General features: G+C 43.2%; 23 protein-coding genes. 22 read left to right on the top strand and 1 reads right to left on the bottom strand.

Annotated features, from left to right (window positions below; translation table 11 throughout):
* The first annotated feature begins 6 nt into the window (after window positions 1-6).
* From frr to MARME_RS05890, 22 genes are all read left to right on the top strand, one after another.
* Complete coding sequence (gene frr / locus MARME_RS05795; RefSeq protein WP_013660327.1) at window positions 7-564, top strand: ribosome recycling factor; 558 nt, start codon at window positions 7-9, stop codon at window positions 562-564.
* 61 nt (window positions 565-625) lie between these two features.
* On the top strand, window positions 626-1,354 hold the full coding sequence (locus MARME_RS05800; protein WP_013660328.1) for an isoprenyl transferase: 729 nt from the start codon (window positions 626-628) through the stop codon (window positions 1,352-1,354).
* Between the two features lie 2 nt (window positions 1,355-1,356).
* The gene (locus MARME_RS05805; protein WP_013660329.1) at window positions 1,357-2,160 is read left to right on the top strand and encodes a phosphatidate cytidylyltransferase; all 804 of its coding nucleotides are present in this window, start codon (window positions 1,357-1,359) and stop codon (window positions 2,158-2,160) included.
* The gene (ispC, locus tag MARME_RS05810; protein WP_013660330.1) at window positions 2,157-3,335 is read left to right on the top strand and encodes a 1-deoxy-D-xylulose-5-phosphate reductoisomerase; all 1,179 of its coding nucleotides are present in this window, start codon (window positions 2,157-2,159) and stop codon (window positions 3,333-3,335) included. Before MARME_RS05805 ends, ispC begins: the two co-directional genes overlap by 4 nt.
* A complete protein-coding gene (gene rseP / locus MARME_RS05815; protein ID WP_013660331.1) occupies window positions 3,332-4,678 on the top strand; it encodes an RIP metalloprotease RseP in 1,347 nt (448 codons plus the stop codon). The genes ispC and rseP overlap by 4 nt, the downstream gene beginning before the upstream one ends.
* A 19-nt stretch (window positions 4,679-4,697) precedes the next feature.
* On the top strand, window positions 4,698-7,007 hold the full coding sequence (gene bamA, locus MARME_RS05820; protein ID WP_013660332.1) for an outer membrane protein assembly factor BamA: 2,310 nt from the start codon (window positions 4,698-4,700) through the stop codon (window positions 7,005-7,007).
* A gap of 27 nt (window positions 7,008-7,034) precedes the next feature.
* Entirely contained in the window at window positions 7,035-7,529 is a 495-nt protein-coding gene (locus MARME_RS05825) for an OmpH family outer membrane protein (RefSeq protein ID WP_013660333.1), read from the top strand.
* On the top strand, window positions 7,530-8,576 hold the full coding sequence (gene lpxD, locus MARME_RS05830) for a UDP-3-O-(3-hydroxymyristoyl)glucosamine N-acyltransferase (protein ID WP_013660334.1): 1,047 nt from the start codon (window positions 7,530-7,532) through the stop codon (window positions 8,574-8,576).
* Between the two features lie 6 nt (window positions 8,577-8,582).
* Window positions 8,583-9,020, top strand: coding sequence for a 3-hydroxyacyl-ACP dehydratase FabZ (gene fabZ, locus MARME_RS05835; protein ID WP_013660335.1), 438 nt, complete (start codon window positions 8,583-8,585; stop codon window positions 9,018-9,020).
* Window positions 9,020-9,796 (top strand): acyl-ACP--UDP-N-acetylglucosamine O-acyltransferase, encoded by a 777-nt coding sequence (gene lpxA / locus MARME_RS05840; protein ID WP_013660336.1) that lies wholly within the window; start codon window positions 9,020-9,022, stop codon window positions 9,794-9,796. Before fabZ ends, lpxA begins: the two co-directional genes overlap by 1 nt.
* A 156-nt stretch (window positions 9,797-9,952) precedes the next feature.
* Entirely contained in the window at window positions 9,953-11,092 is a 1,140-nt protein-coding gene (lpxB, locus tag MARME_RS05845) for a lipid-A-disaccharide synthase (RefSeq protein ID WP_013660337.1), read from the top strand.
* A 14-nt stretch (window positions 11,093-11,106) separates the two neighbouring features.
* Entirely contained in the window at window positions 11,107-11,718 is a 612-nt protein-coding gene (rnhB, locus tag MARME_RS05850; protein WP_013660338.1) for a ribonuclease HII, read from the top strand.
* 97 nt (window positions 11,719-11,815) lie between these two features.
* On the top strand, window positions 11,816-15,286 hold the full coding sequence (gene dnaE, locus MARME_RS05855; protein ID WP_013660339.1) for a DNA polymerase III subunit alpha: 3,471 nt from the start codon (window positions 11,816-11,818) through the stop codon (window positions 15,284-15,286).
* Between the two features lie 110 nt (window positions 15,287-15,396).
* A complete protein-coding gene (gene accA, locus MARME_RS05860) occupies window positions 15,397-16,344 on the top strand; it encodes an acetyl-CoA carboxylase carboxyl transferase subunit alpha (RefSeq protein ID WP_013660340.1) in 948 nt (315 codons plus the stop codon).
* Window positions 16,345-16,531: 187 nt separating this feature from the next.
* Window positions 16,532-17,827 (top strand): tRNA lysidine(34) synthetase TilS, encoded by a 1,296-nt coding sequence (tilS, locus tag MARME_RS05865; RefSeq protein ID WP_013660341.1) that lies wholly within the window; start codon window positions 16,532-16,534, stop codon window positions 17,825-17,827.
* Window positions 17,828-18,143: 316 nt separating this feature from the next.
* Window positions 18,144-21,077, top strand: a complete 2,934-nt coding sequence (locus tag MARME_RS21360) for an EAL domain-containing protein (protein ID WP_013660342.1) — start codon at window positions 18,144-18,146, stop codon at window positions 21,075-21,077.
* A 69-nt stretch (window positions 21,078-21,146) separates the two neighbouring features.
* On the top strand, window positions 21,147-22,430 hold the full coding sequence (locus MARME_RS05875; protein WP_013660343.1) for an ABC transporter substrate-binding protein: 1,284 nt from the start codon (window positions 21,147-21,149) through the stop codon (window positions 22,428-22,430).
* Window positions 22,431-22,849: 419 nt separating this feature from the next.
* Complete coding sequence (locus MARME_RS22265; RefSeq protein WP_190273422.1) at window positions 22,850-22,996, top strand: hypothetical protein; 147 nt, start codon at window positions 22,850-22,852, stop codon at window positions 22,994-22,996.
* A 212-nt stretch (window positions 22,997-23,208) separates the two neighbouring features.
* Window positions 23,209-23,649 carry a helix-turn-helix domain-containing protein gene (locus MARME_RS21365; RefSeq protein ID WP_049787754.1) on the top strand — a complete coding sequence of 147 codons (441 nt, stop codon included), beginning with the start codon at window positions 23,209-23,211 and terminating at the stop codon, window positions 23,647-23,649.
* A gap of 102 nt (window positions 23,650-23,751) precedes the next feature.
* On the top strand, window positions 23,752-24,096 hold the full coding sequence (locus MARME_RS21370; protein ID WP_049787755.1) for a transporter family protein: 345 nt from the start codon (window positions 23,752-23,754) through the stop codon (window positions 24,094-24,096).
* On the top strand, window positions 24,047-24,538 hold the full coding sequence (locus MARME_RS21375) for a SphA family protein (protein WP_083799747.1): 492 nt from the start codon (window positions 24,047-24,049) through the stop codon (window positions 24,536-24,538). Before MARME_RS21370 ends, MARME_RS21375 begins: the two co-directional genes overlap by 50 nt.
* Entirely contained in the window at window positions 24,535-24,927 is a 393-nt protein-coding gene (locus tag MARME_RS05890) for a CobW C-terminal domain-containing protein (protein WP_013660344.1), read from the top strand. Before MARME_RS21375 ends, MARME_RS05890 begins: the two co-directional genes overlap by 4 nt.
* A 111-nt stretch (window positions 24,928-25,038) precedes the next feature.
* Here MARME_RS05890 and MARME_RS21380 read toward each other — a convergent pair whose 3' ends face one another.
* Window positions 25,039-26,307, bottom strand: a complete 1,269-nt coding sequence (locus MARME_RS21380; RefSeq protein ID WP_013660345.1) for an OmpA family protein — start codon at window positions 26,305-26,307, stop codon at window positions 25,039-25,041.
* Between the last annotated feature and the right edge of the window lie 109 nt (window positions 26,308-26,416).

Raw genomic sequence — 26,416 nt, forward strand, 5'->3', positions numbered from 1 at the left:
GAAAATATGATTAACGAAATTCTTAAAGACGCAGAAGAGCGCATGTCGAAAGCGGTTAACTCCGTAGAAGTTTCTTTCAATAAAATTCGTACAGGGCGAGCACATCCTAGCCTTTTAGATCCTATAAAAGTTAACTATTACGGTTCGCCGACGCCATTGAGTCAGGTGGCTAACATTACGGTCGAAGATGCTCGTACTCTTGGTATTTCTCCTTGGGAGGGCAATTTAGTACCTGAGATCGAAAAAGCGATCATGAAGTCAGACTTAGGTTTAAATCCTTCAACGACTGGCAACTTGATTCGAATCCCAATGCCTGCTCTTACCGAAGAGACTCGTGGAAACTACGCTAAACAAGCTCGTAGTGAAGCGGAGAATGGTCGTATCGCTATCCGTAATATTAGACGTGATGCGAATGGCAATCTAAAAGATCTTACCAAAGAGAAAGAAATTTCTGAAGACGAAGAGCGTCGTGGGCAAGATCAAGTGCAAAAACTTACCGATAAATACGTTGCGAAAGTTGAAGAACGTTTAGCAGCTAAAGAAAAAGACCTGATGGCAATCTAGTCTTTATCGTATTTATTAATAAGAGGCGAGATTAGCTCGCCTTTTTGTTTTAGGTAATGGTATGTCTCTAACGACAAATAACGGTGAGGCATCCACTGTTCCGCAGCATGTCGCTATTATTATGGATGGCAATAATAGGTGGGCTAAGAAAAAGCTCCTTCCGAGTATTGCAGGTCATACTGCAGGTGCAAGTGCGGTCAGACGAACAGTGGAAGCAGCGGCAAGGGCTGGTGTTAAGGTTGTTACGCTATTCGCTTTTTCAAGTGAGAACTGGAAAAGGCCCAAGCTAGAAGTCGATGGTTTGATGAATTTGTTTATGCGCTCCCTTCGTAAAGAGGTCAAACGACTTAATGAATATAATATTCAACTTAGAGTCGTTGGGAATAAGCAAGGATTCAGCGAAAAGTTGCAGCATCAAATAATGGAAGCTGAGCAATCAACCTCCCGCAACGACGGCATGGTATTAGTGATTGCAGCAAACTATGGTGGTCGCTGGGATATTGCAGAAGCCATGAAAGGCCTCGCCAGAGATGCAATCGAAGGAACGGTATCTGTTGATGACATAGATGAGTTATTGTTAGCAAAATACATGCAACTCTCAGACTTACCAGAACCAGATCTTTTAATTCGAACTTCGGGAGAGGAGCGGGTAAGTAACTTTTTGCTATGGCAATTAGCATACGCAGAATTTGTTTTTTTACCTGTATTGTGGCCGGATTTCAGCGAACAGCATTTTGCAGAGGCTTTGAGTATCTACCAAAGTCGGCAGCGACGATATGGTGGCCGTTAAGTATGCTTTTACCTCGTGTAATGAGTGCCATTTTCATGGCCTTCTTTTTTATTTTAGCCGTATTTTTTTTGCCTCAGGGCGCTTTTCTCATTGCTATGGGGGCGGTGGTACTGCTTGCCGCTTGGGAATGGGCAAGGCTCTCCGGTGTAAAAAATCAAATTCTGAGAGTGTTGTTTTCGAGTAGCGTCGCTGGTGCAATAGCAGTGCTTTATTCTCTAGATATTGAGAAAAATATTCTCTTTTTTGCCCCTTTAGTGTGGTTTATCAGTTTGTTTTGGGTTGTTAGGTTTCCGCGTCAAATGGGCTGGCAGTCTACAAATGTCCGTCTTATGTTTGGAATCTATATCCTAGTAAGTACTTGGGCAGCGCTTGCAGTCTTGAAAGGCTCTCCTGATTTTATCGTCTGGATTCTTTTGCTGATGGGACTTATATGGGGGGCTGACTCTGGGGCCTACTTTTCAGGGAAGGCCTTTGGTAAAAGAAAGCTAGCGCCGAAGGTTAGTCCTGGTAAATCTTGGGAGGGGGTCATCGGTGGCGTTCTTTTTACCCAAGTTGGCATGTTCGTCTTTTCACACTTGTCTGATTTTTCTGCGACACAGACATTGATAATGTCTGTCATTGCTTTGTTGACAGTATTTGTCTCCGTTTTGGGTGACCTTAGTGAAAGTATGTTTAAGCGACATGAATCAGTTAAGGACTCTAGTAATCTTATTCCTGGTCACGGTGGGGTCATGGATCGAGTTGACTCTTTGACCTCTGCAGCCCCTCTTTTTGTTTTATTGCTTTCTTTGTCGGGGTGGTTGTGAAACAAAAAATTTGTCTACTTGGTGCCACAGGCTCTATTGGTAAAAGTACGCTTGACGTAATTGCTCTGAATTCTGCCCAATTTGAGTTAGAGAGTGTTGCAGCAAATCAAAACGTTGAAAGAATGGCGGAGATTTGCAAGCAGTTTCGTCCATCAAGAGCTGTGATGGGGTCCATTGAAGCACGGGATCGTCTTGCTGAGCTGTGTCCTGAGCTTTCCACGTCTTTTGAATATGGATCGGATGCAATGGAAAGTATTGCATCCGATCCTAATAGCCATCAAGTTATGGCTGCCATCATGGGCTTTGCTGGATTAAAACCTACGCTTGCGGCAATAAGAGCAGGTAAGCGGGTTTTATTAGCAAACAAGGAATCACTAGTGACTGCCGGTAAGCTTTTCATGGATGAGGTGAAAAGTAACTCGGTGACTCTTATGCCCATTGATAGTGAGCACAATGCTATTTTTCAAAGTTTGCCTCACAATAGTCAGTATGCACATAAATCGGGTGTCGACCGCTTGATGTTAACTGCGTCAGGTGGGCCTTTTAGAACTTGGTCTAAACAAGAGATGGCTTCGGTCACACCGGAACAGGCTTGTAAGCACCCAAATTGGTCAATGGGGCGAAAAATTTCTGTTGATTCCGCGTCATTGATGAATAAAGGGTTGGAGCTAATTGAAGCGTGTTGGTTGTTTGACGTTACTCCAGATGATATTGATGTTGTTGTTCACCCTGAAAGTGTCATTCACTCTCTCGTTTCTTACATAGATGGCTCGGTTATTTGCCAGATGGGTAATCCCGATATGAAGATTCCGGTTGCCTATGGAATGACGTGGCCAAATCGTGCGGCAACAGGGGTAAAACCTCTTAATTTATTTGAAGTGTCTCAACTGAACTTTGAAAAGCCGGATCTTAATCGTTTTCCTAATCTTAGGCTCGCTTCTGAAGCATGGTTTTCAGGAGGAAGTGCGATGGCGACACTAAATGCGGCCAATGAGGTTGCAGTTGATGCTTTCTTAAACAATAAGATTCGTTTTTTGCAAATTTCAGAATTAAATCAAGAAGTCTTGGAACGCTCCGAAGTAATCGCGGTCAATAATTTGGATGTTGTATTTGATGCTGACAAAAAAGCTCGGGCAATGGCCAATAAGATTGTTGGTTCATGGAGTATGAAATGATACAAAGCATTCTTTCTATCTTGATCGCGTTAGGCGTTCTGATAACGTTTCATGAGTTTGGGCATTATTGGGTCGCTAGACGTTGCGGCGTAAAGGTTTTGCGCTTTTCTGTCGGTTTTGGGAAGCCAATTTACACCTATTACGGTAAAACAGGGACGGAATATACTTTAGCTCTTATACCGTTAGGTGGCTATGTCAAAATGCTTGATAGCCGAGAAGGGGAAATACCTGAGGCATTAAAATCTCAGGCGTTTAATTATAAAACCGTCTGGCAACGTATCGCTATTGTTGCAGCGGGCCCTGTCGCTAATTTTATATTAGCCGTGTTTCTCTATGCTGTTGTAGGGATGCTTGGTGTTCAGCATTTAGCGCCTAAAATGGGAAGCATCCAAGAGAACAGTCCTGCCGCACAAACGTCAATGAGTAAGCATGATGAAATTGTTCAGATCGATGGCCGATCGGTCGAATCATGGGAAGATATCAACTTTGTGCTCGCCGACCTTATCGGAAAAAGTGGTCAATTTCAGATTCGTTATATTCCTGATGGATCTAATGTGCCTGAGGCTACATCATTTACGTTAGATCGATGGTTGGCTAATAAAGAGCCGAACAACTTGATTGAAGAGTTTGGTGTGACGCCATGGGTGCCGGCGATCGCACCTATTATTGATCAAGTGTTTGACGGTGGCGCGGCTATGTCTGCTGGATTTATGCATGGCGATACTGTGCATTCTATAAATGGCGAATTAGTGTCTGATTGGCGCTCATTTGTTAGGTGGGTGCAAAGCAACCCAAATCGTCCTTTGGAGGTTGAGGTCGAAAGAGGTGCAAATATCTTTTCTTTGACGCTTGTGCCCGAAGAAAAAGAGGTAAATGGAAAGCGAGTCGGAATTGCTGGTATTTCGGTTAAATCTGTTGAATATGACCCTAGTTTAATTCGAGAGACTAAGTATGGTTTCTTTTCATCGTTTGCTTATGGTCTTCAGCAAACTTGGACCATGGTTAGTTTGACCGTTTCATCTATTGGTAAAATGCTGCAAGGGTTGATCTCGATCGATAATCTATCGGGGCCTATTACAATTGCAAAAGTAGCGAGTGCATCTGCAGACTCTGGTTTGCAGTCATTTTTGAAGTTTATGGCTTATCTTAGTGTTAGTTTGGGAGTGCTAAATCTACTTCCGATTCCGATGCTTGATGGCGGCCATTTATTATTTTTTAGTATCGAGGCTCTTCGTAAGAAACCTGTGTCTGAGCGAGTGCAGGGTTTTGCGTACCGAATCGGCGCGTCATTGTTATTTGCTTTGATGGCGGTTGCCATGTTTAACGATTTAGCTCGCCTTTGATGTTGTTAGAGAGGTATATGTGAGAATTGTTTTTGCTGTTGTAATGGCAGTGTTTGTTAGCCATAGTTTTGCAAAAAGTATTGCGGATGTTCGTATCGATGGTTTGCTGCTTATGCAGCCTTCAAAGGCGTTCGACATTATAGGGTTTGAGCAAGGTCAGCAATACGACTCTGATAATGTGTACAGTGCAATTAATGCTTTATTTGGAAGCGGTTATTTTAGTGATATACAAGTTTACGAGGAAGATGATGTCCTTATTTTCGATGTTAAAGAACGCCCAGCGATAGGTGAATTAACGATCGATGGTAATGACTTGATCCCAACAGAAGAGCTAGAAAAGGGGTTGAAGTTTTCTGGCTTAGAAGTGGGCGAGACGTATAAACCTGATACTATTAATCAGATAGAACAAGAGCTCCAGCGCCAATACTTTGCTCAAGGGCGTTACAGTGCTGATGTTGATATCGATGTTAGCCCTTTACCTCGTAATCGTGTTGCCGTTGCAATTAATATTGAAGAAGGCGAAACAGCCAAAATTGTTCATGTAAACATCGTTGGCAACGAATCTTACACAGATGAGGAGCTGACAAAAAACTTTTTGTCTGAAGAGACGGGCTATTTTAACCCTTTTAGTTCGGCTGATGAGTACTCAAAGCCCAAACTACAGGGGGATCTCGAAACGTTGAAGAGTTTCTATTTGGATCGAGGTTATTTAGATTATAACTTGGTTTCCAGTCAAGTGAGTGTTTCTCCAGAAAAGAGAGATGTATATATCGCCGTTAATGTCGATGAAGGGCAACCCTATAAAATTGGCGAGCTGAGCTTGAGTGGGGCGCTGCCAATCGACGAATCCCGAGTTTGGAAACACATTACTCATAGTACGGGAGATGTTTTCTCTCGCTCAGAAATTACGCGAATTATTGAAGCGATCTCGACTGAGCTTGGTGATGAAGGATATCTGTTTACAAACGTTAATATTATACCGACTAAGCATGATGACCTAACTGTTGATTTGGCTTATCAGATATCTCCTGGACCTAAAGTCTATGTCCGTCGAATAAACTTTAAAGGTAACAGTGAGACGCGTGATGAGGTATTGCGCCGCGAAATGACGCAATTTGAAGGTGCACTGGCAACGCATTCGAAAATTGAAGATTCTAAGCGTGCTATTCAGCGTTTGGGATTTTTTGGCAATGTTGATCTTCAAACGCAACGGGTTCCCGGAACATCAGATCAGGTTGATTTGGTTGTGTCAGTAGAAGAACAGCCATCGGGTAGCATACAAGCTAGTGTCGGTTACTCTCAAACAAATGGCACAGTACTAGGATTTGGCGTATCGAAGCGAAACTTCTTAGGTACAGGTAATAAGCTGTCTTTTAACGCAAGTCGCACTAACCAGACTCAAAACTATGTATTATCGTATGATAATCCTTATTTTACAGTCGATGGCATTAGTCGCGGTTACTCTGTGTTTTATAAAATCAGTGATCATGACGAAGATGATGTCGAAGATTATGATCTTGATGAGGTCGGAGCGAGTGTGTCGTTCGGTTACCCGATATCAGATACTCAACGTTTAGCATTTGGTGCGACGATCAAAGAAACAGGGATTGATTTAGGCTCTAACCCTTCCAACGAAACTCAGGACTATATCCAGAAATATGGCAATACCTTTAACGATGTCATTGCTAATATTACGTGGACGGATAGTGATCTAGTTGGTGGCCTTTTGCCTGTAGAAGGTTATTCAACAAAAGCGGCCTTCGATATTGCGACACCTGTAGGCGATCAAAGTTACTATAAAATAGCCCTTAACTCTCAACGTTACTGGGGGTTGAGCGATTCAAATCTTTATTTGTTTAGGCTTAAAGGGCGTGTCGGCTATGGAGCTGGTTATGGCGATACAGACCAGTTACCTTTCTTTGAGAACTATTTCGCAGGTGGCGCTAGAACAGTACGCGGTTTTAGCTCATCTTCACTAGGGCCTCAGAACTCTTATGACGATGATACTGATCCGTCGGCAATCGGAGGAAACATACTTCTAGCAGGGACGGCAGAATATATCTTCCCTATGCCAATGGTAGAAGATCATAAATCGGTACGTACGTCGCTGTTTATTGATGCAGGTAATGTCTTTACAGACTATTGTTATTCTGGCAATACTACCTGTGAAGAAGGCGTTGATATGTCTGAAATTCGTTTTAGTTTTGGCTTTAACTGGACTTGGATAACACCTATTGCGCCGCTGTCGTTTAACTTGGCGAAAGCGTTGAACTCTAAAACAGGTGACTCCACGGACTTCTTTCAGTTCCAGCTGGGCACTACATTCTAATATAATTTGCTAATAGTAGGTGAAACTGTGAAATTTTTTGTATTTGCGTTATTTAGTATATTGGCTATTAATACGGCGTCAGCAACGGAAGTCGCTGTTGTAGATATGAGAGCTGCTTTATTACAGAGTAACGCTGGTCAGGAAGCCTCTAAAGCACCCAGATCTCAGATTCAGGCAATGGAAGCAAGATTGAATCAAGAAAAAAAATCTGTCAACGAACTGATTGATGCATATAAGCGAGATGAATTAACCTTGTCTCAAGAGCTGTCTACTCAGCGCAAGAAAGATATTTCAACCGCTCAATCTAAAGTGCGTAACATGGAAGCTCAGATGCAGCGAAAGGCTCAAAGCCTAGAGCAAGCGGTTATAAAGTCGTTACTTCCAAAAGGTGAGGCAGCCTTAAAATCTCTTATCGAAGAGAAAAAACTGGATTTAGTATTGAATCGCCAGGTCACTATCTTCGCAGCACAATCGGTTGATATAACGGCGCAATTAGTTGAAGTTCTTAATAAGGGCGAGTAAATGAGTTATCGCTTAGGCGAGTTAGCAGAATTGGTATGTGGAGAGGTAGTCGGTGATCCCAACTACCTTATCCATTCTCTGAGCACGTTAGAAGCTGCATCGTCAGGTCAACTTAGCTTTTTAGCTAACCCTAAATATGCAAATAAGCTGAATTCCACAAAAGCGGGTGCAGTGCTAGTCAAAGATGCCTTCCTCGCTACTAACCTAGATAATGCGATTGTCGTTGGTAGCCCCTACCTCGCTTTAGCGACTCTGACAAAAAAGTTTGAAGGCGATGTTTCGACGTTTTCGACATCCGATCTAAATACTGTGAGTAAAGAGGCTGTCATCGCTGATTCCGCTGTTATAGGTGAAGGATGTGTGATCGAGCCAAATGTCGTAGTGGGCGAGCATGCGGTTATTAAAAATAATTGTTATCTCGGAGCTGGGACGGTCGTATCAAGAAACGTATCTATTGGTGAAGGCACTCATACTTATCCTAATGTGACTTTCTATCACGGTGTGAAAGTTGGTAAACACTGTATTATTCATAGTGGAGTCGTTATTGGTTCCGATGGCTTTGGCTTCGCCCCGTCAAAGGAAGGGTGGGTTAAGTTTCATCAACTGGGTAGTGTTATAATCAAAGACAATGTAGAGATTGGCGCAAATACGACGATTGACCGCGGAGCATTGGAAAACACTGAGATTGGGCACGGCGTGAAAATTGATAACCAAGTTCAAATTGCTCACAACGTGGTAATTGGGGATAATAGTGCTATTGCAGGCTGTGCCGCAGTCGCTGGAAGTACTTCGATAGGTAAAAATTGTACGATCGCTGGAGGCGTAGGCATTATCGGTCATCTTACAATAACAGATAATGTACATGTCACTGCGATGACATTAGTAAGTAAATCAATTCTTAAATCTGGCTCTTATTCATCAGGTACTGGGGTCGACTCCACCGATAAGTGGCGTCGTTCTGCCGCTAGATTTAGACGAATTGACGACATGGCCAAGCAGATTTCTGAATTGGAAAAACAAGTAAAAAAGCTTTTGACAGAAGGTTAATCTTAAATGATGGATGTGAATGAAATTCGCCGATATTTGCCTCACCGCTACCCGTTCTTGTTGGTAGACCGAGTAACAGAATTGAATCTAAATGATTCAATTGTTGCCTATAAAAATGTAACGGTGAACGAGCCTTTCTTTAATGGCCATTTCCCTGATCATCCTGTTATGCCTGGTGTATTGATCATTGAGGCAATGGCACAGGCAGCTGGTGTGTTAGGTTTCAAAACAATGGATAAAACGCCAGAAGACGGTTCTATTTATTACTTTGTTGGGGCTGATAACACTCGTTTCAAAAGGCCTGTAGTGCCTGGAGACCGTCTCCAACTAGAAGCGAAAATCGTGACAGAGCGCCGTGGAATCTGGAAGTTCGAATGTAAGGCAACGGTCGAAGGTGAGCTAGCATGTTCAGCGACAATTTTGTGTGCTGATAGGAAACGATAGTGTCGATACACCCTACTGCGATTGTTGATAGTAAAGCTGAAATTGACTCAACTGTCGAGATTGGGCCGTTTTGTATTATTGGTCCCGATGTAACGATAGATGCAGGAACAGAGGTTAAATCTCATGTGGTTATTAATGGCCACACGATGATCGGTAAAGATAATGAAATTTATCAGTTCGCTTCGGTAGGAGAAGCGAATCAAGATAAAAAATACAAAGGTGAACCTACTCGACTGGAGATCGGGGATCGCAATGTCATTCGAGAGAATGCAACGATTCATCGTGGAACGGTTCAGGATAACGGCGTCACGACGATAGGTCATGGCAACTTATTCATGGCAAGTACTCATGTTGGGCATGACTGCATTGTTGGCGACAATAATATACTCGCTAATTATGCAGCGCTAGCGGGCCATGTTTTTGTTGGTGATTCTGTTATTCTTGGTGGATATACTGGTATACATCAATTTTGTCAGGTTAACTCGTACAGTATGTGTGGTATGGGGTCGATGGTGACCAAAGATGTCCCTAGGTACGTTATGGTTTCAGGAAACCCATGCAAAGCTCACGGTATGAACTTCGAGGGAATGCGTCGACGAGGAGTGCCTGCTGACGTGATTAAAGCGTTAAGGCATGTCTATAAAATTGTATATAAAAAGGGCTTAACGCATGAGCAAGCCTTATCTGATATTCAAAACAGTGTGTTTTTTGAGATCCCTGAAGTAATGGCGTTTGTTGATTCGATTAAAGCCTCAAATAGAGGCATCGTTAGATAAAATCGGTTTTTACTTTCAGCCCCGATGGTATATGGAGAGATGATAGTCTTCGACTCAAATCTCTCATAGTATAGATACCTCGGGGCTTTTTAATGCCTATCTTTAAATGCTATTTTTAGCCTTTCTTTCTATTAAATCGTTGCTTAAGGGGTGTCGGTGAAAAGGTTTGTCATTGTTGCTGGTGAGGCGTCAGGTGATATTTTAGGCGCGAGCTTAATTCAACATTTAAAAGAACTTTACCCTGACGCTCAGTTTGAAGGCATTGGGGGGCCGCTCATGATTCAAGAGGGGCTTTTAAGTTTATATCCGATGGATCGACTCTCAGTAATGGGATTAGTCGAAGTGTTGGGGCGTCTAAGAGAGCTACTCAAGATTAGAAAGCACCTCTTTAATCATTGTGTTGAGACTTGTCCAGATGCGTTCATAGGCATAGATTCACCGGATTTTAATCTTCCTCTTGAACGCCGATTAAGAAATAAAGCGATTAAGACAGTTCACTATGTTAGCCCTTCAGTGTGGGCGTGGCGTCAGAAACGCATATTCAAAATCAAGAAATCTGTCGACTTGATGTTAGCCTTGTTTCCATTTGAAACGGGAATATACAAACAACATAATATCCCCGTGACGTGTGTTGGTCATACACTTGCGGATGAGATTCCACTTCATTCTGATAAAGTGCAGGCTCGCTTAGAGCTTGGCATTGACCTGGTAGACCATGAGCCTGTATTTGCCATTTTGCCGGGTTCTCGAAGAGGAGAGGTCGCGCGACTTGCCCCATTATTTGCTGAAACAATGAAACAGTTAAAGCAGGTTTGTCCTGATGCTAAATTTGTTCTGCCAGCAGCGAATGACGATCGTCGTAACCAAATCGAAGGCGTTCTTAGAGAGGCTGATATAGACGCACTTGTTGTAGATGGCCAATCGCGTACTGTGATGGCTGCAAGTGATGCGATATTATTGGCATCCGGTACTGCGGCGTTGGAAGCCATGCTGGTTAAGCGCCCAATGGTGGTTGCGTACCGATTTACGAAATTGACGTATGCAATTATGTCGCGGATGTTGAAGGTTCCATACGTATCATTGCCAAATTTATTAGCTAACCAAATGCTCGTTCCTGAGTTACTTCAAGACGACGCAACACCTGAGAATTTAGCCAATCATTTAATCGAAACGTGGGAGCATTTTTCTGAAGATGAGAGCGTTAGAGCGACCTATCTAAGTTTACATCACACGTTAAGGTTGAATGCTGGCGAAACTGCCGCCTTGGCGGTTCAGCATTTAATTGAAAAAAAATAATACCGGAGAAATGAGTGAGCATTGCTGCGCCTTTTGTGAGTGATCTTTATTTTGGGCATTTAGTTGCCGGCGTTGATGAAGCTGGACGTGGCCCTTTGGCGGGTGACGTTGTGGCCGCGGCTGTTATTCTTGATCCCGACCTAACCATTGACGGATTAAACGACTCAAAGAAATTATCAGAGAAGAAGAGGGAGCGTTTATATTCACAAATAATAGAAAAAGCCCTGTCATTCTCGATTGCTCGAGCCAGTGTTGCGGAAATCGATGAGCTGAATATTTTACACGCAAGTATGTTAGCGATGACCCGAGCGGTAAACAGTTTACCTGTACCCGCAGAACATGCGTTAATCGACGGCAATCGTATTCCTTTAGATTTGAAGTGCCCGGCGGAAGCAGTGGTAAAAGGCGATGCGAGACATCAAGCGATTGCAGCGGCCTCAATACTTGCGAAAGTAACAAGAGATCGAGAGATTGTGCTTATGGCTGAAAAGTACCCAGAATATGCGTTTGAAAAACATAAAGGTTACCCCACGGCAGTGCATTTGGACGCGATTAAGCAACACGGTGTTTGTGAAATACATCGAACCAGCTTCGGCCCAGTGAAACGGGCGCTTGACGGCTGTTGATAGGGTATTTTTAGCGAGTGTGACTGACCGCAAGGCCAGCGTATTTTTGTCAGTGAATATGATATATATCTGAACTATTTTTTTTAAGGTAGGTTAAATGTCTTCTTTTATACACCTAAGGCTACATACAGAGTTTTCTCTTGTAGATGGCCTAGTTAAAGTTAAAGGGCTGCTTGGTGAAACTGAAGCTCAAAAAATGCCTGCTGTTGCGATCACTGATGAAAATAACCTGTGTGGTTTTGTCCGTTTCTACAAAGGTGCAATGGACAAAGGCATTAAACCAATTTGTGGCGCGGATGTCATTTTAGAAGAGCAGGGAGAGGTAGAAGTCCGCACTCGTCTTACTTTGTTGGCAATGTCGAATAAAGGTTATAAAAATGTCATAGAAGTTATTTCTAAAGGCTATCAGCTAGGGCAGCATGAAGGTCGGCCAATTGTACAAAGAGCTTGGGTTGAGGAACATAGTGAAGATGTAATCGCCCTGTCGGGAGGCGTTCAAGGGGATATTGGCTTCCTTTTGAGTAAATACAAAACGGAAGAGGCAAAAAAATACCTAGACTACTGGATGTCTGTTTTTCCTGATCGTTTTTATTTAGAAATGGAACGTACCGCGAGGGCGGGAGAAGAAGACTATATTCATACCGTTATTCCGCTAGCGTCGGAAGCCTCTTGTCCTGTTGTGGCAACAAATGACGTGCGTTTTTTGAAAAAAGAGGATTTTGAGGCACATGAAGCGCGAGTATGTATTCACGATAGTGTTACGTTAGATGATCCTCGCCGAAAGCGTCGCTATTCCGAAGAGCAGTACTTCAAAAGTGCGGCTGAGATGGAAGCTGTTTTCGAAGACATTCCTGAAGCTCTTGAGAATACGGTGGAAATCGCAAAACGCTGTAATGTTGACGTTTTGTTGGGTAAGTACTTCCTCCCAGATTACCCCGTGCCTGATGGCATGACAATGGATGACTTTTTTAATGAGCTTTCTCATAAAGGTCTGCAAGACCGTTTAGAGGTCCTTATCAAAAAAGATGGCGACCGTATCGCCAACAGAAGACAAGAATACCTTGATCGACTTGATTTTGAGCTCAACATTATTAATCAGATGGGGTTTCCTGGTTACTTCCTGATCGTAATGGATTTCATTCAATGGGCTAAGGACAATGATATTCCTGTAGGCCCAGGACGGGGTTCTGGTGCTGGATCTTTAGTTGCATATGCGCTTAAAATCACGGATCTAGATCCGTTGGAATACGATCTTCTTTTCGAACGATTCTTGAACCCAGAACGTGTTTCTATGCCTGACTTTGATATCGACTTTTGTATGGAAAATCGAGACAAGGTTATTGATTATGTTGCGCGTACGTACGGTCGTGATGCGGTATCTCAAATTATTACCTTTGGTGCGATGGCGGCTAAGGCGGTGGTTCGTGACGTTGCTCGTGTTCAAGGTAAGCCTTACAGCCTAGGTGATAAACTATCTAAATTGATACCGTTTGAAATTGGTATGACCTTGAAAAAGGCGCTAGAAGAAGAACCTGCGTTAGTTGAGTTTATTGAAGGTGATGAAGAGGCTGCCGACGTAATGGAAATGGCCTTTTCTCTTGAAGGCGTTGTTCGTAACTTTGGTAAACATGCGGGTGGTGTGGTTATCGCGCCAACCAAATTAACGGATTTTGCGCCGCTCTATTGTGAAGAAGATGGTAGCGGTTTGGTCACCCAATATGACAAAAACGATGTTGAGGAAGCGGGTCTCGTTAAGTTCGACTTCTTAGGACTAAAAACGCTAACTGTTGTAGATTGGGCGCTGGGTAATATTAATGCACTTCACGCCAAAGAAGGTAAGCCGCCACTTGATATCGCTTTAATAGATCTTGAGGACAAATCCACCTACGATCTGTTACAACGCGCTGAGACGACCGCGGTATTTCAGCTGGAATCGCGAGGAATGAAAGAGCTGATTAAAAAGCTTTTGCCATCACGATTCGAAGATATTATCGCATTGGTTGCCTTGTATCGTCCGGGGCCATTGGGGTCGGGCATGGTGGACGACTTTATAAACCGTAAGCACGGACGCGCAGAGCTGGCGTTTCCGCATCCAGACTATCAACATGATGACCTCATTCCTGTGCTGGAACCCACCTATGGCATTATCTTGTATCAAGAACAGGTAATGCAGATTGCGCAGGTATTGGCAAAGTTCTCGCTTGGTGGAGCAGACTTGCTTCGTCGAGCAATGGGTAAGAAAAAGCCTGAAGTAATGGCAGAGCAGCGCCTGATTTTTATGGAAGGCGCAGCAAAAAATAATATTGATAAAGACCTTGGCGGTAACATCTTCGATTTGATGGAGAAGTTTGCTGGATACGGTTTTAACAAATCTCACTCCGCCGCTTATGCTTTGGTGTCGTATCAGACAGCATGGTTAAAAAATCATTACCCTGCGCCGTTTATGGCGGCGGTACTTTCTGCCGATATGCAGAATACCGATAAGATCGTTATTTTCATTGAAGAGTGTCGGGCTATGAAGCTGACACTTGAGCTTCCTAACGTGAATGAGTCGGTTTATAAATTTACCGTTAACGAAGCCGGTGCTGTTGTTTATGGCTTAGGTGCCATTAAAGGGGTGGGCGAGGGGCCAATTGAAGCGATTGTTGAAGCTAGACAAGACGGCCCGTTCGAACACATTTTCGATTTCTGTCAGCGTGTGGGTCGAAAAGTAAATAAACGTGTTATGGAAGCATTGGTCCGCTCTGGCGCATTTGACACGATCGGCCCAAATAGAGCGACATTGTTTGCAAGCATTGATGAGGCACTAAAACGTGCTGATCAAAATGCTAAAAACGAAGATGCAGGCATGATGGATTTATTTGGCGTCGCCGTCGAAGAGTCTACTGAAAACGCCTATGACGAGATAGGCATTCAACATGAGTGGGCTGGCCGTCAGCGCCTAGACGGCGAAAAGGATACATTAGGTCTTTATGTGACGGGTCACCCAATCGACGACTATGAAAAAGAACTTCGTCGCTTTGTTCGTTCTAGAATTGTTGATATTCAGCCTAAGCGCGATACTCAAGTATTGGCTGGTTTGATTGTAGATATGCGTGTTACTAAGAGTAAGCGTGGCGGAAATATTGCCTTCATGACATTGGATGACCGTTCTGCTCGAATAGAAGTAACGGTTTTTCCTGATAACTATGAGACGTTTAAAAGCGTGATGTTGGCTGACGAAGTTGTTGTAGTTGAAGGTGAAGTCAGTATTGACGAATTCCGAGGCGGTCAAAAGGTGATTGCTCGCAATGTGTTGAGTATGGCTCAGGCGCGTGTTCGATATGTTGAGGCGCTTCGAATTGATTGGAAAGAAACGAATATTACACCGTCAGATATTGCCCAACTGGCGCAAAAGATGGCACCGTATAAGGGGGATGGATGTGATGTTGTTATTGGTTTCGACACAGATCAGGCTCTTGGTGATGTTCGTCTGGGGCCCGCGTGGAAAATTCGCCCAGATGATGAATTAATTCACGAGTTACAGAAACAATACGGTAAACAAAATGTGCAGTTGGTGTATACTTAGCCCCATTTTAGAATTTCTATAATACGCACAGCGGATATCGCGTGTGAAAAGGGTGCTTGTGAAGCGGGTATCCGATAAAATTACGACAAACAAATAGTAGTGTATTTATAATGAATCTAGATTATTTACCTTTTGAGCAGCCGATTGCTGAGCTCGAACAGAAAATTGAAGAGTTACGATTGGTCGGAAACGACAATGAGCTGAATATTAGTGATGAGATCAGTCGTTTAGAAGATAAAAAGATCGCATTGACTCAGAGTTTATTTAGTAATCTTGGCGCATGGGAAGTTTCACAATTAGCTCGTCACCCAAAGCGCCCTTACACGTTAGATTACATTAAACACGCTTTCACTGATTTTGAGGAAATGCACGGCGACCGTCATTATGCGGATGATCGCGCCATTGTTGGTGGTATCGCTCGTCTAGATGGCCGTCCTGTTATGGTTATCGGGCATCAGAAAGGTCGTGAAGTTAAAGAGAAAGTCTTGCGCAACTTTGGTATGCCTCGCCCTGAGGGATATAGAAAAGCATTGCGTTTGATGGAGACGGCTGAACGTTTCAAAATGCCAATAGTGACATTGATTGACACACCTGGAGCCTACCCTGGCATTGGTGCCGAGGAACGTGGTCAAAGTGAAGCCATTGCATACAATTTAGCGGTCATGTCTCGACTTAAAACACCTATTATTTCGACGGTAATCGGCGAAGGTGGTTCTGGTGGCGCATTGGCTATCGGTGTGTGTGACGAGCTTATGATGCTTCAATACGGCACTTACTCTGTTATTTCTCCGGAAGGTTGCGCATCCATTCTTTGGAAAAGTGCTGAGCGTGCATCGGACGCAGCGAAAGCAATGGGCATTACCGCTGACAGATTGAAAGAGCTTGGGCTGGTGGATACTATTATCCAGGAGCCTCTTGGTGGCGCTCATATCAATCATGAATCTATTGCACAGAGTTACAAAGAGAACGTACTAGAAGCGTTAGACAGAATGGAAGCTTTGTCTGAAGATGAACTTCTTGAACGCCGCTACAAGCGACTTATGGCATACGGGCTTTAATACAACTGAGATCTTTGCACGACGACAGCATGCAAAGGCTTAAAGCTCAGTAGTCTAGCTTTTCATATTTAGTAGGATTGCTAGTCGGTTTGTCTTTTGAAAACCTCTCATTTACTCTGATATAGAGAACAAATGAGAGGTTTTTTTGTGTTTTTCTCTGGAGCAATTAAATTTTTGGTTGGGTTGAATGGCTGTGTTGACGCTGGATCTTAATGCTTTAAAGCAATTTTTACCGAGAGAAAACAATCGTGCCGTAACGATTTGGGTTGCCTATAGCGGCGGTTTGGATTCTGAAGCATTATTGCATTTGGTTGCGTCAGAGTTGGAATCAATCGAGTCTTTGTATAAAGGTATTCGGTTAAGCGCGATTCATGTTCATCATGGCGTGAGCGAACATGCAGATTCATGGGTGGAGCATTGTAAAACATCGTGCGCGGCGTTAGGAATTCCACTCATTGTCGAAAAGGTAGTGATCGAGGGCGTTGCATCGTTTGAAAACGCTGCCAGAGAGGCGCGATATGAAGTCTTTAGAAAACACCTTCAAATGAATGATATTCTTCTTCAAGCCCATCATGCCAATGATCAAGCAGAAACCGTATTGTTTCGTTTGGAACGTGGTACTGGCTTGAAGGGTCTTGGTGGCATCCCATCTAGTCGTCCTCTAGCGGATGCTATTATTTATCGTCCTTTGCTCAATTGTTCTAGGTTTCATATCGAACAGTATGCCTATTCATGCAATTTGAAGTGGATTGAAGACGAGTCCAATCAAGATCAGGCTTATCGACGGAATTTTTTACGACATAGCGTGATCAACCCATGGCAAAATAATAATCCAGATATCTCGATTAGGTTGGCGGCCAATGCGTCACGTATTCAAAAAGAATGGCAGGTAGTGTCTCGTTTAGTCGGTCAAGCGCTAAACTCTATGTGTAACGACGACGGTAGTCTGGACTTGAACTTATTACCTGAAGATGAACAGAGTTATTGGATTTCTGCGTATTTAAATAAAAAGAACATTTCTTTTACGTCCCCTCAAACACAGGCTCTGATGGGCATGTTGTTTTCGAATGTTGGAAAACAGCCAGAATATGTGGGAGCGTATTTTCGGCTAGCGAGAAGGGCCCATCGCTTGTACGTATTACCATTAGATAGGGCGCCGCTTCTAGGCAAGTTAACGCCTAACGAATGGTTCAATTGTGCATTCGGGCGTATCAAGGTAACTTGCGCCTTAGAACGTGGAGAAAGTCCGTTAGAGCTTAGAGAAAGGCCGAAAGGACAGGTGCTTGAATTGAAAAATGGATTACATCGCCCCCTTAAAAAATGGCTTCATGATCAGAAAATACCAACGTGGTGGCGAGATCATCTGCCTTACATATATCAAGAGGGTACACTCGTTGCGATTGGCGACCTATGGTGTCACCCCGATTGGAACGGCGCACTAATATGGGAAAAAGGAACAGATCTTATCTTTTGCTCTGATTGATATAGTTGTTTCAAACTTGTCTGTTTATAAAATGTACCACTTCAATTGCGGCATTTCTCACCTTTCTAGCAGATTTAAGTCGACGTTCTTATTTTGAACGCGTTTTCTCTTCGCATCTTTTTGCTACAGATGGTCTTCTAAAAATACATCTTGTTACCGTCACTATACGACATCATAACATCGGAATTCTAAGTGTCTATCTAGACTATCAGAGCAATTCAATTAGTAAGATCGTTAGAACTGGCTGCGCCTCAATCAAAAACATTGTTTAGATACCGTCTTACTCATTGAGTTATCCAAACTATGAGGTAAAGCTTTGATATATCACGTTCAATCCATTACTCGGCGACTAAAATTTAAAGCAATGGTGGCTTTAACGGCGATAGTGAGCATCATCGCTGCCGTTGGCTGGTTCGGCGTCAACCTTAGTAATACCGTTTTTACGTCCGTTTCAGTGACGACAGAAACACATTTGCCTTTGTTGACCAAAACGATCAGTGCCACGAACGCGATGTACGACTTAAATACCAGCTCGCTGAATTTGCTCAGAGCGTGTGAAGCTGCTGATGGCTCCCATCGAAATTTACCCGAAGATCATGTCGAAAAAGATTTACTTACCATGACTAAGCTTTCTGATTTCTTAGGAATGTTAGGGCTCTCTGAACATCAGCGTAAGCTAAAGTCGGCGATTATGGAATCTCGAAGTGCGTTTGAAGACCTTGCGAATATTTGTGATATTCAAACGAAGTTGCAACAGGGTTTTTCTAAGCAGCTTAAAGAGGTTCTCGAACAGGCAAACGTCATGCTTGGCCAATTGGAGTTGGAAAAAGCGTCCCACAATAGCGCTGTTAATTTAAATAAGGAGTCTTGGGTCTATGTAGAGGAATTGGTTTTGTTGGAGCTAATAACGAGTGAAATAAAGCACATTGTTCAACGACTCCGTGAACATTCTCATTCTGCAGCCTTAGTTTACTCAGGGAACAATGTGGTTGAGCAAAATGAAATCAGTTTAGAAAGGTTAAATAAGTATTTAAATGCGGCATCGTCCAATGGGCCGTCGGTACAAATTGATACCGAATTAAGTCATGATATTTTTACGCAGCTCTATGAGTTTTCGAACGCTCTTTCATCTAGAAACGGGCTTCATGATATATGGCGGCGCACAAACTTGTTTTATTCTGGCACTTCTATCACGCGTTTAGCGATTTCTCGAACCGGATTGGCATTATCTTCTGTGCTGAGTGGTGTCGAAGAAGAGGCTAGAGCGCGTTATCAGGTTGCTCGTCAAAGTACTTACGATACGCTTGAGCAGTCTAAACAGTCTCTTATTTTTATTACTGCTGTGCCCGTTTTTGTCTTACTTGGCCTCGGAATACTTTTGTCTTTGCGTTTGATTCAGCCGATCGAAAGTCTAACAAAGTTTGTATTGAGGTTAAGAGAGTCCGAAGAGTTGGGGCAGACCATGCCTGAGGCGCTACTGGTAAGGAAAGACGAGCTTGGCACATTGGCCTATCAATTTGACGCGTTAGTGACTGAGTTGAATCAAGCTCGAAAGCGCCTATTAGATGAATCTGAAGAGAAAATAAAAACGCAATTAGATCGCCTTTCTATTGCTTTTGAAACGATTCCGGAAGGTTTGTGTATGACGGATGCAAAGGGGCAGTTATTGCTTTGCAATGAGCGCTTCAAGGCGCTCTATGAGCTGCATAAGGACGAAGTTCAACAAGGCACGCCATTTCGCGATGTATTACGTATATGTAACCGTCGAGGGGCTAAGTTAATTCCAAATATGTCTGACGGCGAAAGCCGATCCTATCTATATGAAAAGTATCGAATAGGCGCTGAGCATGAAAAACGTATTATTTCGGTGAGAACGGCAGAAACGATCGAAGGGGGATTGATATCAGTACACGATGATATTACCCAGCGTAAACAGCAACAAGAACAAATAGAACACCTAGCGTACCACGATACATTAACTCATCTACCAAATCGTCGTTTGTTTTTAGATGATTGTCAGGGATTGATTCGAGAAAGTGATCATACGCCAGAGTTAACCGTCTTTTTCATGGATCTGGATTTGTTTAAAAAGGTCAATGATACCTTAGGTCACCCGATTGGCGATCAGCTGTTAGTGGCAGTTTCTGAGCGGCTTAAGTCTAACTTTAGCGCCTATGGCCAGATCTACCGTGTTGGTGGTGATGAGTTTGCGATGCTGATTCAAGGTATTGAGGACATAAGTGAATTGCAAAGCCTTGCACAGAAAATAATTGGAGCGGTCAGCAGTCCTTATGTTATCCAAAAAAACCATATTCTTATTGGTGTATCAATTGGTATTTCGAGAGCGCCAATTGATGGTATCGACACGTCTCAGTTAATGAAGTCCGCTGATTTGGCTATGTATCATTCGAAAGAAGAGGGCCGCAATCAATACTCCTTTTTCGTTCCTGAAATGAGTCAAGCAATTAAAGACAAGCGTGAAATGGAAATGCAACTTCGTGATGCCTTGAGTAACGGTGAATTAGAGCTCGCCTATCAGCCTAAGTGGGGGTTTAGAAGCGGCGAAGTAGAAGGCTTTGAGGCATTGTTACGTTGGCCTCATAAGACTCGAGGCCCAATTTCACCTGCTGACTTTATTCCGATTGCGGAAGAAACGGGATTAATTGTCGAAATAGGGGAATGGGTTCTATTGCACGCCTGTATGGAGGCGATGCATTGGCCAAATGATATTGAAGTGAGCGTCAATGTGTCGCCTATACAGTTTTCTGCAAAGTCTCTACTTAAAGATGTTCGGTCAGCGCTTGCACAGTCTGGGCTGCCACCCGAACGGCTTGAGCTGGAAATAACTGAAGGTGCATTAATGCAGGATACGGATGCGAACTTGGAGATTCTTGAAGCCATTCGAGAGATGGGAATTAAAATCGCATTGGATGATTTTGGGACGGGCTATTCTAGCTTAGGCTACATACGTCGCTTTAGTTTTGATCGCATCAAAATCGATAAATCGTTTATCAATGACGTATTGACGTCGAAAGACAGTCAAGCCGTTGTTCAAGCTGTTTGCGGCATCTGTGCCAACCTCAATATAGAGTCGGTTGCAGAGGGCATTGAAGAGCAAATTCAGCTTGATTATTTAAATAAAGAAGGCTGCTCTCAGGCTCAGGGTTATCTGATTGCTAAACCAATGAAACCTGAGATAGTGTCGGAATTTCTCGAACGACCTCATCGTTATTTGACTAAAACATCGTAAAAGGAAAGCGTGAAACGAATTTCTCTATAACCAATTTCAATAGACTAATAATAATTAGTGGTGATCTGCATGAAAAGTAGCCCTGTAACACGTCGACAGTTTATTAAAACCTCTGCATTATTAGCAAACTGTGCTTGGATTCCCAATCTCAGCGCCGAAGAAGCTCGGCTTCGATTCAATTGGTGGGGAGGGCAAAATAGAGCGGATTTAACAAACAGGGTGATTGAATCCTATGTAACGCGTCAGTCGAGTGTTCAAATTGAAGGGCGTCATTTTGATTGGCTCGACCACTGGCAGACGTTTATTTCTGACGTCGCACTTGGGCAATTGGCGGACATCATTCAAATGGATTTACGATACCTTAAGTTATATGCCGATAATGGTGTGCTCATGCCGTTAGACGCTTATTTGGATAATGGTTTGAATTTATCTTCATTTGGTGAGGCCAATGTCGATTCTTGCCGCATTAATGGGAAACTGTATGGGGTCAACCTCGGTATTAACTCTGCAGCGACCGTCGTAGCGACGTCCAAGTGGAATGAACTAGAGCTTGATAGCCCCGGTTTCGACATGACCTGGGACGAGTTAATTGCGCACAGTGAATTATTTGCCAAGCGTCGAAACAACTCAAATCTTTATGCGATGACGGATGGAAGTGGGTTGGCCGTTTTGTTGAATAACTGGTTACGACAAAGAAATAGAGCGTTGTACAACGAATCTGGTGAACTTGCTTTTGATGCTAGTGATATCGCAGAATGGTTTGCTATGTGGGCGCATATAAGAGGCGTTAAGGGATGCGTTCCACCGGACTTACAGGTGTTGGATAAGCATTCTATGGAAACGTCATTATTGGTGATGGGCTATTCAACACTCGATTTTGCGCATTCAAATATGCTGGTGAATTATCAGAAGCATATTGATGATAATCTAGACTTACGGCCTTTTCCGATTATATTAAACGGCACTCCGGGCCACTATTATAAACCTTCGCAAATGTTGTCGGTAACGGCAAATTCCTATGCGCCGCAAGAGGCCGTTGATTTTATTAATTATTTTGTGACTAACTTGAAGGCGGCTGAAATACTCGGGTTTGATCGCGGTATTTCTGCATCGTCCGATGTTCGGACCTATTTAGAGCCTAGCCTTGATGAGATTGGCCTTAAAACGGTCACTTATATTGATAAACTAAAACCTTATGTAGGGGGGCTCCCTGCAACGCCACCTGAGCAGGCGGGAGAAGTCGCTATTCAGCTTCAGAACATCTCACATGAAGTGGCTTTTAATCATATTTCGGTAAAAGAAGGCGCAGAAAGGTTTTATAAAAAGAGCCTGAAAGCGATTAATAAAGGATAGTTTTTACTTCAGCGCGTCTCATTGTTGGATTTTTGAGTTTTTTTTATGCGTATAATGTGATTTCGATTTAAACGTAGATTTGAATAATATCAAGGGTTTAAGTGTTGTATTGGGTGATCTCCCGGCTGTTTTAGCCATCTTAGTTGTCTAAAAATCGGCTATCCGTTATTGGAAACGAATAAATTTCGTTGTTTAATAAAATAGAAATATAGTTGAATCATCAACTAGTTTATCAGTCTGGAGTGCACCATGATAAAGCATCAATAGTTGAAGATGGGTTATTATACCGGCAGGTCGATTCGTCGGACATTCATTCGCATGAAAGCGCTCTTTCTAGTTGGGATATCGAATGTGATTAGGTATCTGCCGGACAGTTTGAAGGTAAGGTTCAGCAACTTTCTTTTAAAGACGTTGAACTCATGAAAGAAGTATATAATCAGTCTTTGATTAAGCGCGGTACAGCATGGCCTGATGCGATGACGTTCAGTTTTCCATTTGGCTTTTCTAATCAAGATTATTATTCAGAGGGACAGCGCCTTACACCAAATATGAGTTGTTTGCGCTAGGTGATGCATTACCAGAGGTACGAACGACCGCAGAGTTTGGTGTTCAGTGTATCTCGATCAATAAACGTGATCTGACCTCTTATTTAAGTAATTAAGACATCTATGCTACGTTTTTAGAACCCCCTCGATTTTACCCTCTTGTCGGCACGGCTTTAGAGGAAGGGAAAAGTACACTAAACCTCATCTCTAATGTATTACAAAAAGACTCTTCATTGGCCTTACTTGAATATGAAGGGATACGAAATAGTATCCACGACACGATTATTCAAACCGTCATTGACCTATCTGATACGACAGAAGACGTTGTATTAATGCCCATCGCTCGTAAAAAAATAGTCGATAAAGCAAGGGAGTACATTGTGAGTCGGACAAACGTTGCGCCGACTATTTTAGAGTTGTGCGATGTATTGGGGACAAGTCGCCGTAAGTTGCAATATTGCTTTCAGGAAACGCTTGGAATTAACCCTACCAGTTACTTGCGTACGGTTCGCTTAAATGCAGTGCACCGTGAACTTAGTGATGCAACAGAAGAGGTCGCGGTTCAAGATATTGCTTCAGATTGGGGCTTTATGCACCTAAGTCGGTTTGCAAACGATTATAAAACGCTTTTCAGTGAGCTTCCTTCAGAGACACTTAGGTGCAAACAAATGTAATTGTGCTAATTTCGGCTAACGGTGTGTTCTAGTGAGTTGTAATGTGAATATTGTGGATTAAAAACGAATATAAATCACAATAAATCACGACTGGGACTTATTATGAAAAAGAGAACACTTAGCCTAGCAACTCCCCTTGCTATCGCAATCGCAGCATCATCCTTTGTAAGTACGCAAACTTTCGCTACTGAAGGTGGCGGCACAACCACTCCAATGGGAGCATCTGATTTTGGTGCAGGCTTTTTGCCACCTAAAGCGCCAAATGGCCTTTTAGGGTTGCGTTACGCTTATTATGAAGCGGATACATTGCACGGCAATGAAGGCAACCCGTTTCCAGGGCAAGATTTTTCGCTTGGTGTTAACGCGATTTCTGCATTGTATTTAAAAATGACGGATTATGAACTATTCGGTGTTAAATACGGCTATTGTGCCGATTATGAATGTTGATGTTGATGTTGATGTAACTACCCCGACGCCTAACGGGACTCTGTTCGCGAAAGACGAGGTGTTTCGACTTGGTGATGCTACGGTTACACCGCTGATACTTCATTGGGCGTCAGCACCTAACTTTTCTATGAATGCGCAATTCGCGATTCAAGCGCCTACTGGTGACTACGACAAAGACAGAGCGGCAAACGCAGGGGTTAACTTCTGGCTGTTTGCACCAAGTTTTGCCGTTAGCTACGTCACGAGCACTGGCCTAGAGTTCTCTTTTTGGTTTCAATTAAATATCGGTACGAAAAACGACGATACTGATTACAAAAATGGTGTCGAGTACCTTCAAGACTTTTCGATTGGTCAACATGTTGGCCCTTGGAGGATCGGTTTAGGTGGTTACTACTATAAACAAATTTCAGACGATAAAACCTACATGTGGCGAATTCGTTGAAAAGTGAAGTGCTTAAAATTGATGCTTACATTCCATCGAAGCCTGCAGCGTTTTCTTTGTCTCACCATGCGGGCAATATTCGATCGTACTGCTTGGTCTTTGATGAGCTTTTGCCAGAAGAATCCTTCGCATATTGGTTGGAGCTAATGAGCACAATGCGAGCTGAGAACATTCTGAGAATTAAGGGGATTATTGAGTTTAAGGAGAAGCCCGATACGCCAGTGATTATTCATGGTGTTCAGCAAGTAGTTCATCCCTTTGTCCCTATGCCAGAATGGCCATCGGAAGATACTCGTTCACGTTTGGTTGTCATTGGTGAAAACTTAAACGGTTCAGAGATCACTGTCACCTTTGAACGTTACGTTGGTGTCCGTGCGTCTCTGCTTTAAGTTTTGAGTCGATATCTAGTGCTTGTTGTCGTAGCGCCGGATATCGACACAAAGTTTAAATACCTACTTTACGGCTCGTAGGTCAATGTCACGATTCGTATTTCGTTCTCCTTATTGCTGAACGGCCTTTTTGTCCTCATATTGGATAACAGCAACAACGCGTCGGTTTACCGTGTTGGCTTCGTTACTTATTTCATTGATGACAGGTTGTGTTTCACCATAGCCTTTCGCGGTAATAACCGAAGCGTCGACACCAAATTGCTTGACCAATACATCAGCAACAGATTGCGCTCGAGCTTCAGACAATCGCAGATTATAGCTTGCTGAGCCATCAAGTGATGAATGCCCCTGAACTTCTACATTCTTAAGGTCATAACTATTAATAGCGGTCGCAAACTCTTCTAGTACTGGAAGCGATTCTGATTTGACTTCTGAGCTGTTGTTCGCAAAACGAATTTCCAGTTGAACTTCTTCAGTTTGTAAGTCGTATAATGTACAGCCTTCGGAATTAACTGAAAAGCCAGCTGGGGTATTAGGGCATGAATCGGAAGTGTCCATGACGCCGTCATTGTCGCTGTCGAGTACAACGGCACAGCCTTTATCATCGACCGCTGTGTTTGCCGGTGTTGTTGGGCATTGATCTAAATTGCTCAATACGCCATCTTGATCGTTATCATTTGGCAGCGTACATCCTAGATCATTTACCTCATTATTAGCGGGCGTATTCGGACATTGGTCGACAGAATCATAGATGCCATCGCCATCAGAATCCACTTTTTTAGGCATGTCAACGACCGTTGGTTTGCTTGTTGCTTTCTCTTCGCAGCCAGACATATCCACGCTTGCATTAGGTGCGCTATTTGGGCATTGGTCTTTTTGGTCAATGACACCGTCATTGTCGGCGTCTTTTGGTTTAGAGTTCGTTTTTCCAAAGAAGTAATTGAGCCCAACTTGTCCTACAACTTCACCACCTTCGTCATTTTGAAGGTAGCTCAACAGTGGTGAAATACTGACATTAGGGTAAACAAAATGTTGGAGACCGATGCCAATGCCCAGCGTCACCTCATCATCGTTCTGAATCAAACCCTTCGCGAAAATCGACGTGTCTTCGAAATGATTGAAGTAATACAGTGCGCTTAAATTAATCGCGTCTTTAGGGGCGTCGTTATCTAATGAGTTTAAATAGCCTGCCTCAATCCCCCAAACATCGGAAAGTTGATAGCCTATTTTACCTGTGGCGAAAGAGTCGTCTCGCTCGCCTTCTGTAATGCCAATATCGATGCCGAGATAGACCTGATCGACTTTATCCAAATTATTTTCGCCATAGGCGAGCGACGCTCCTGCCATTAAGACAGGAATTAATATCCTAGTTAATTTCATCGTGGGTTATAACCTTCGTTATCAGGGGGAAGTTTCTGACACAGTATGGCGTTCTTAAACAAAACGTTCTTAAACTTTTTCGTTATTTATATCGAACGAACGTAATGCT

Origin of the sequence: Marinomonas mediterranea MMB-1, from assembly GCF_000192865.1 — a bacterium.
Lineage (GTDB): Bacteria > Pseudomonadota > Gammaproteobacteria > Pseudomonadales > Marinomonadaceae > Marinomonas > Marinomonas mediterranea.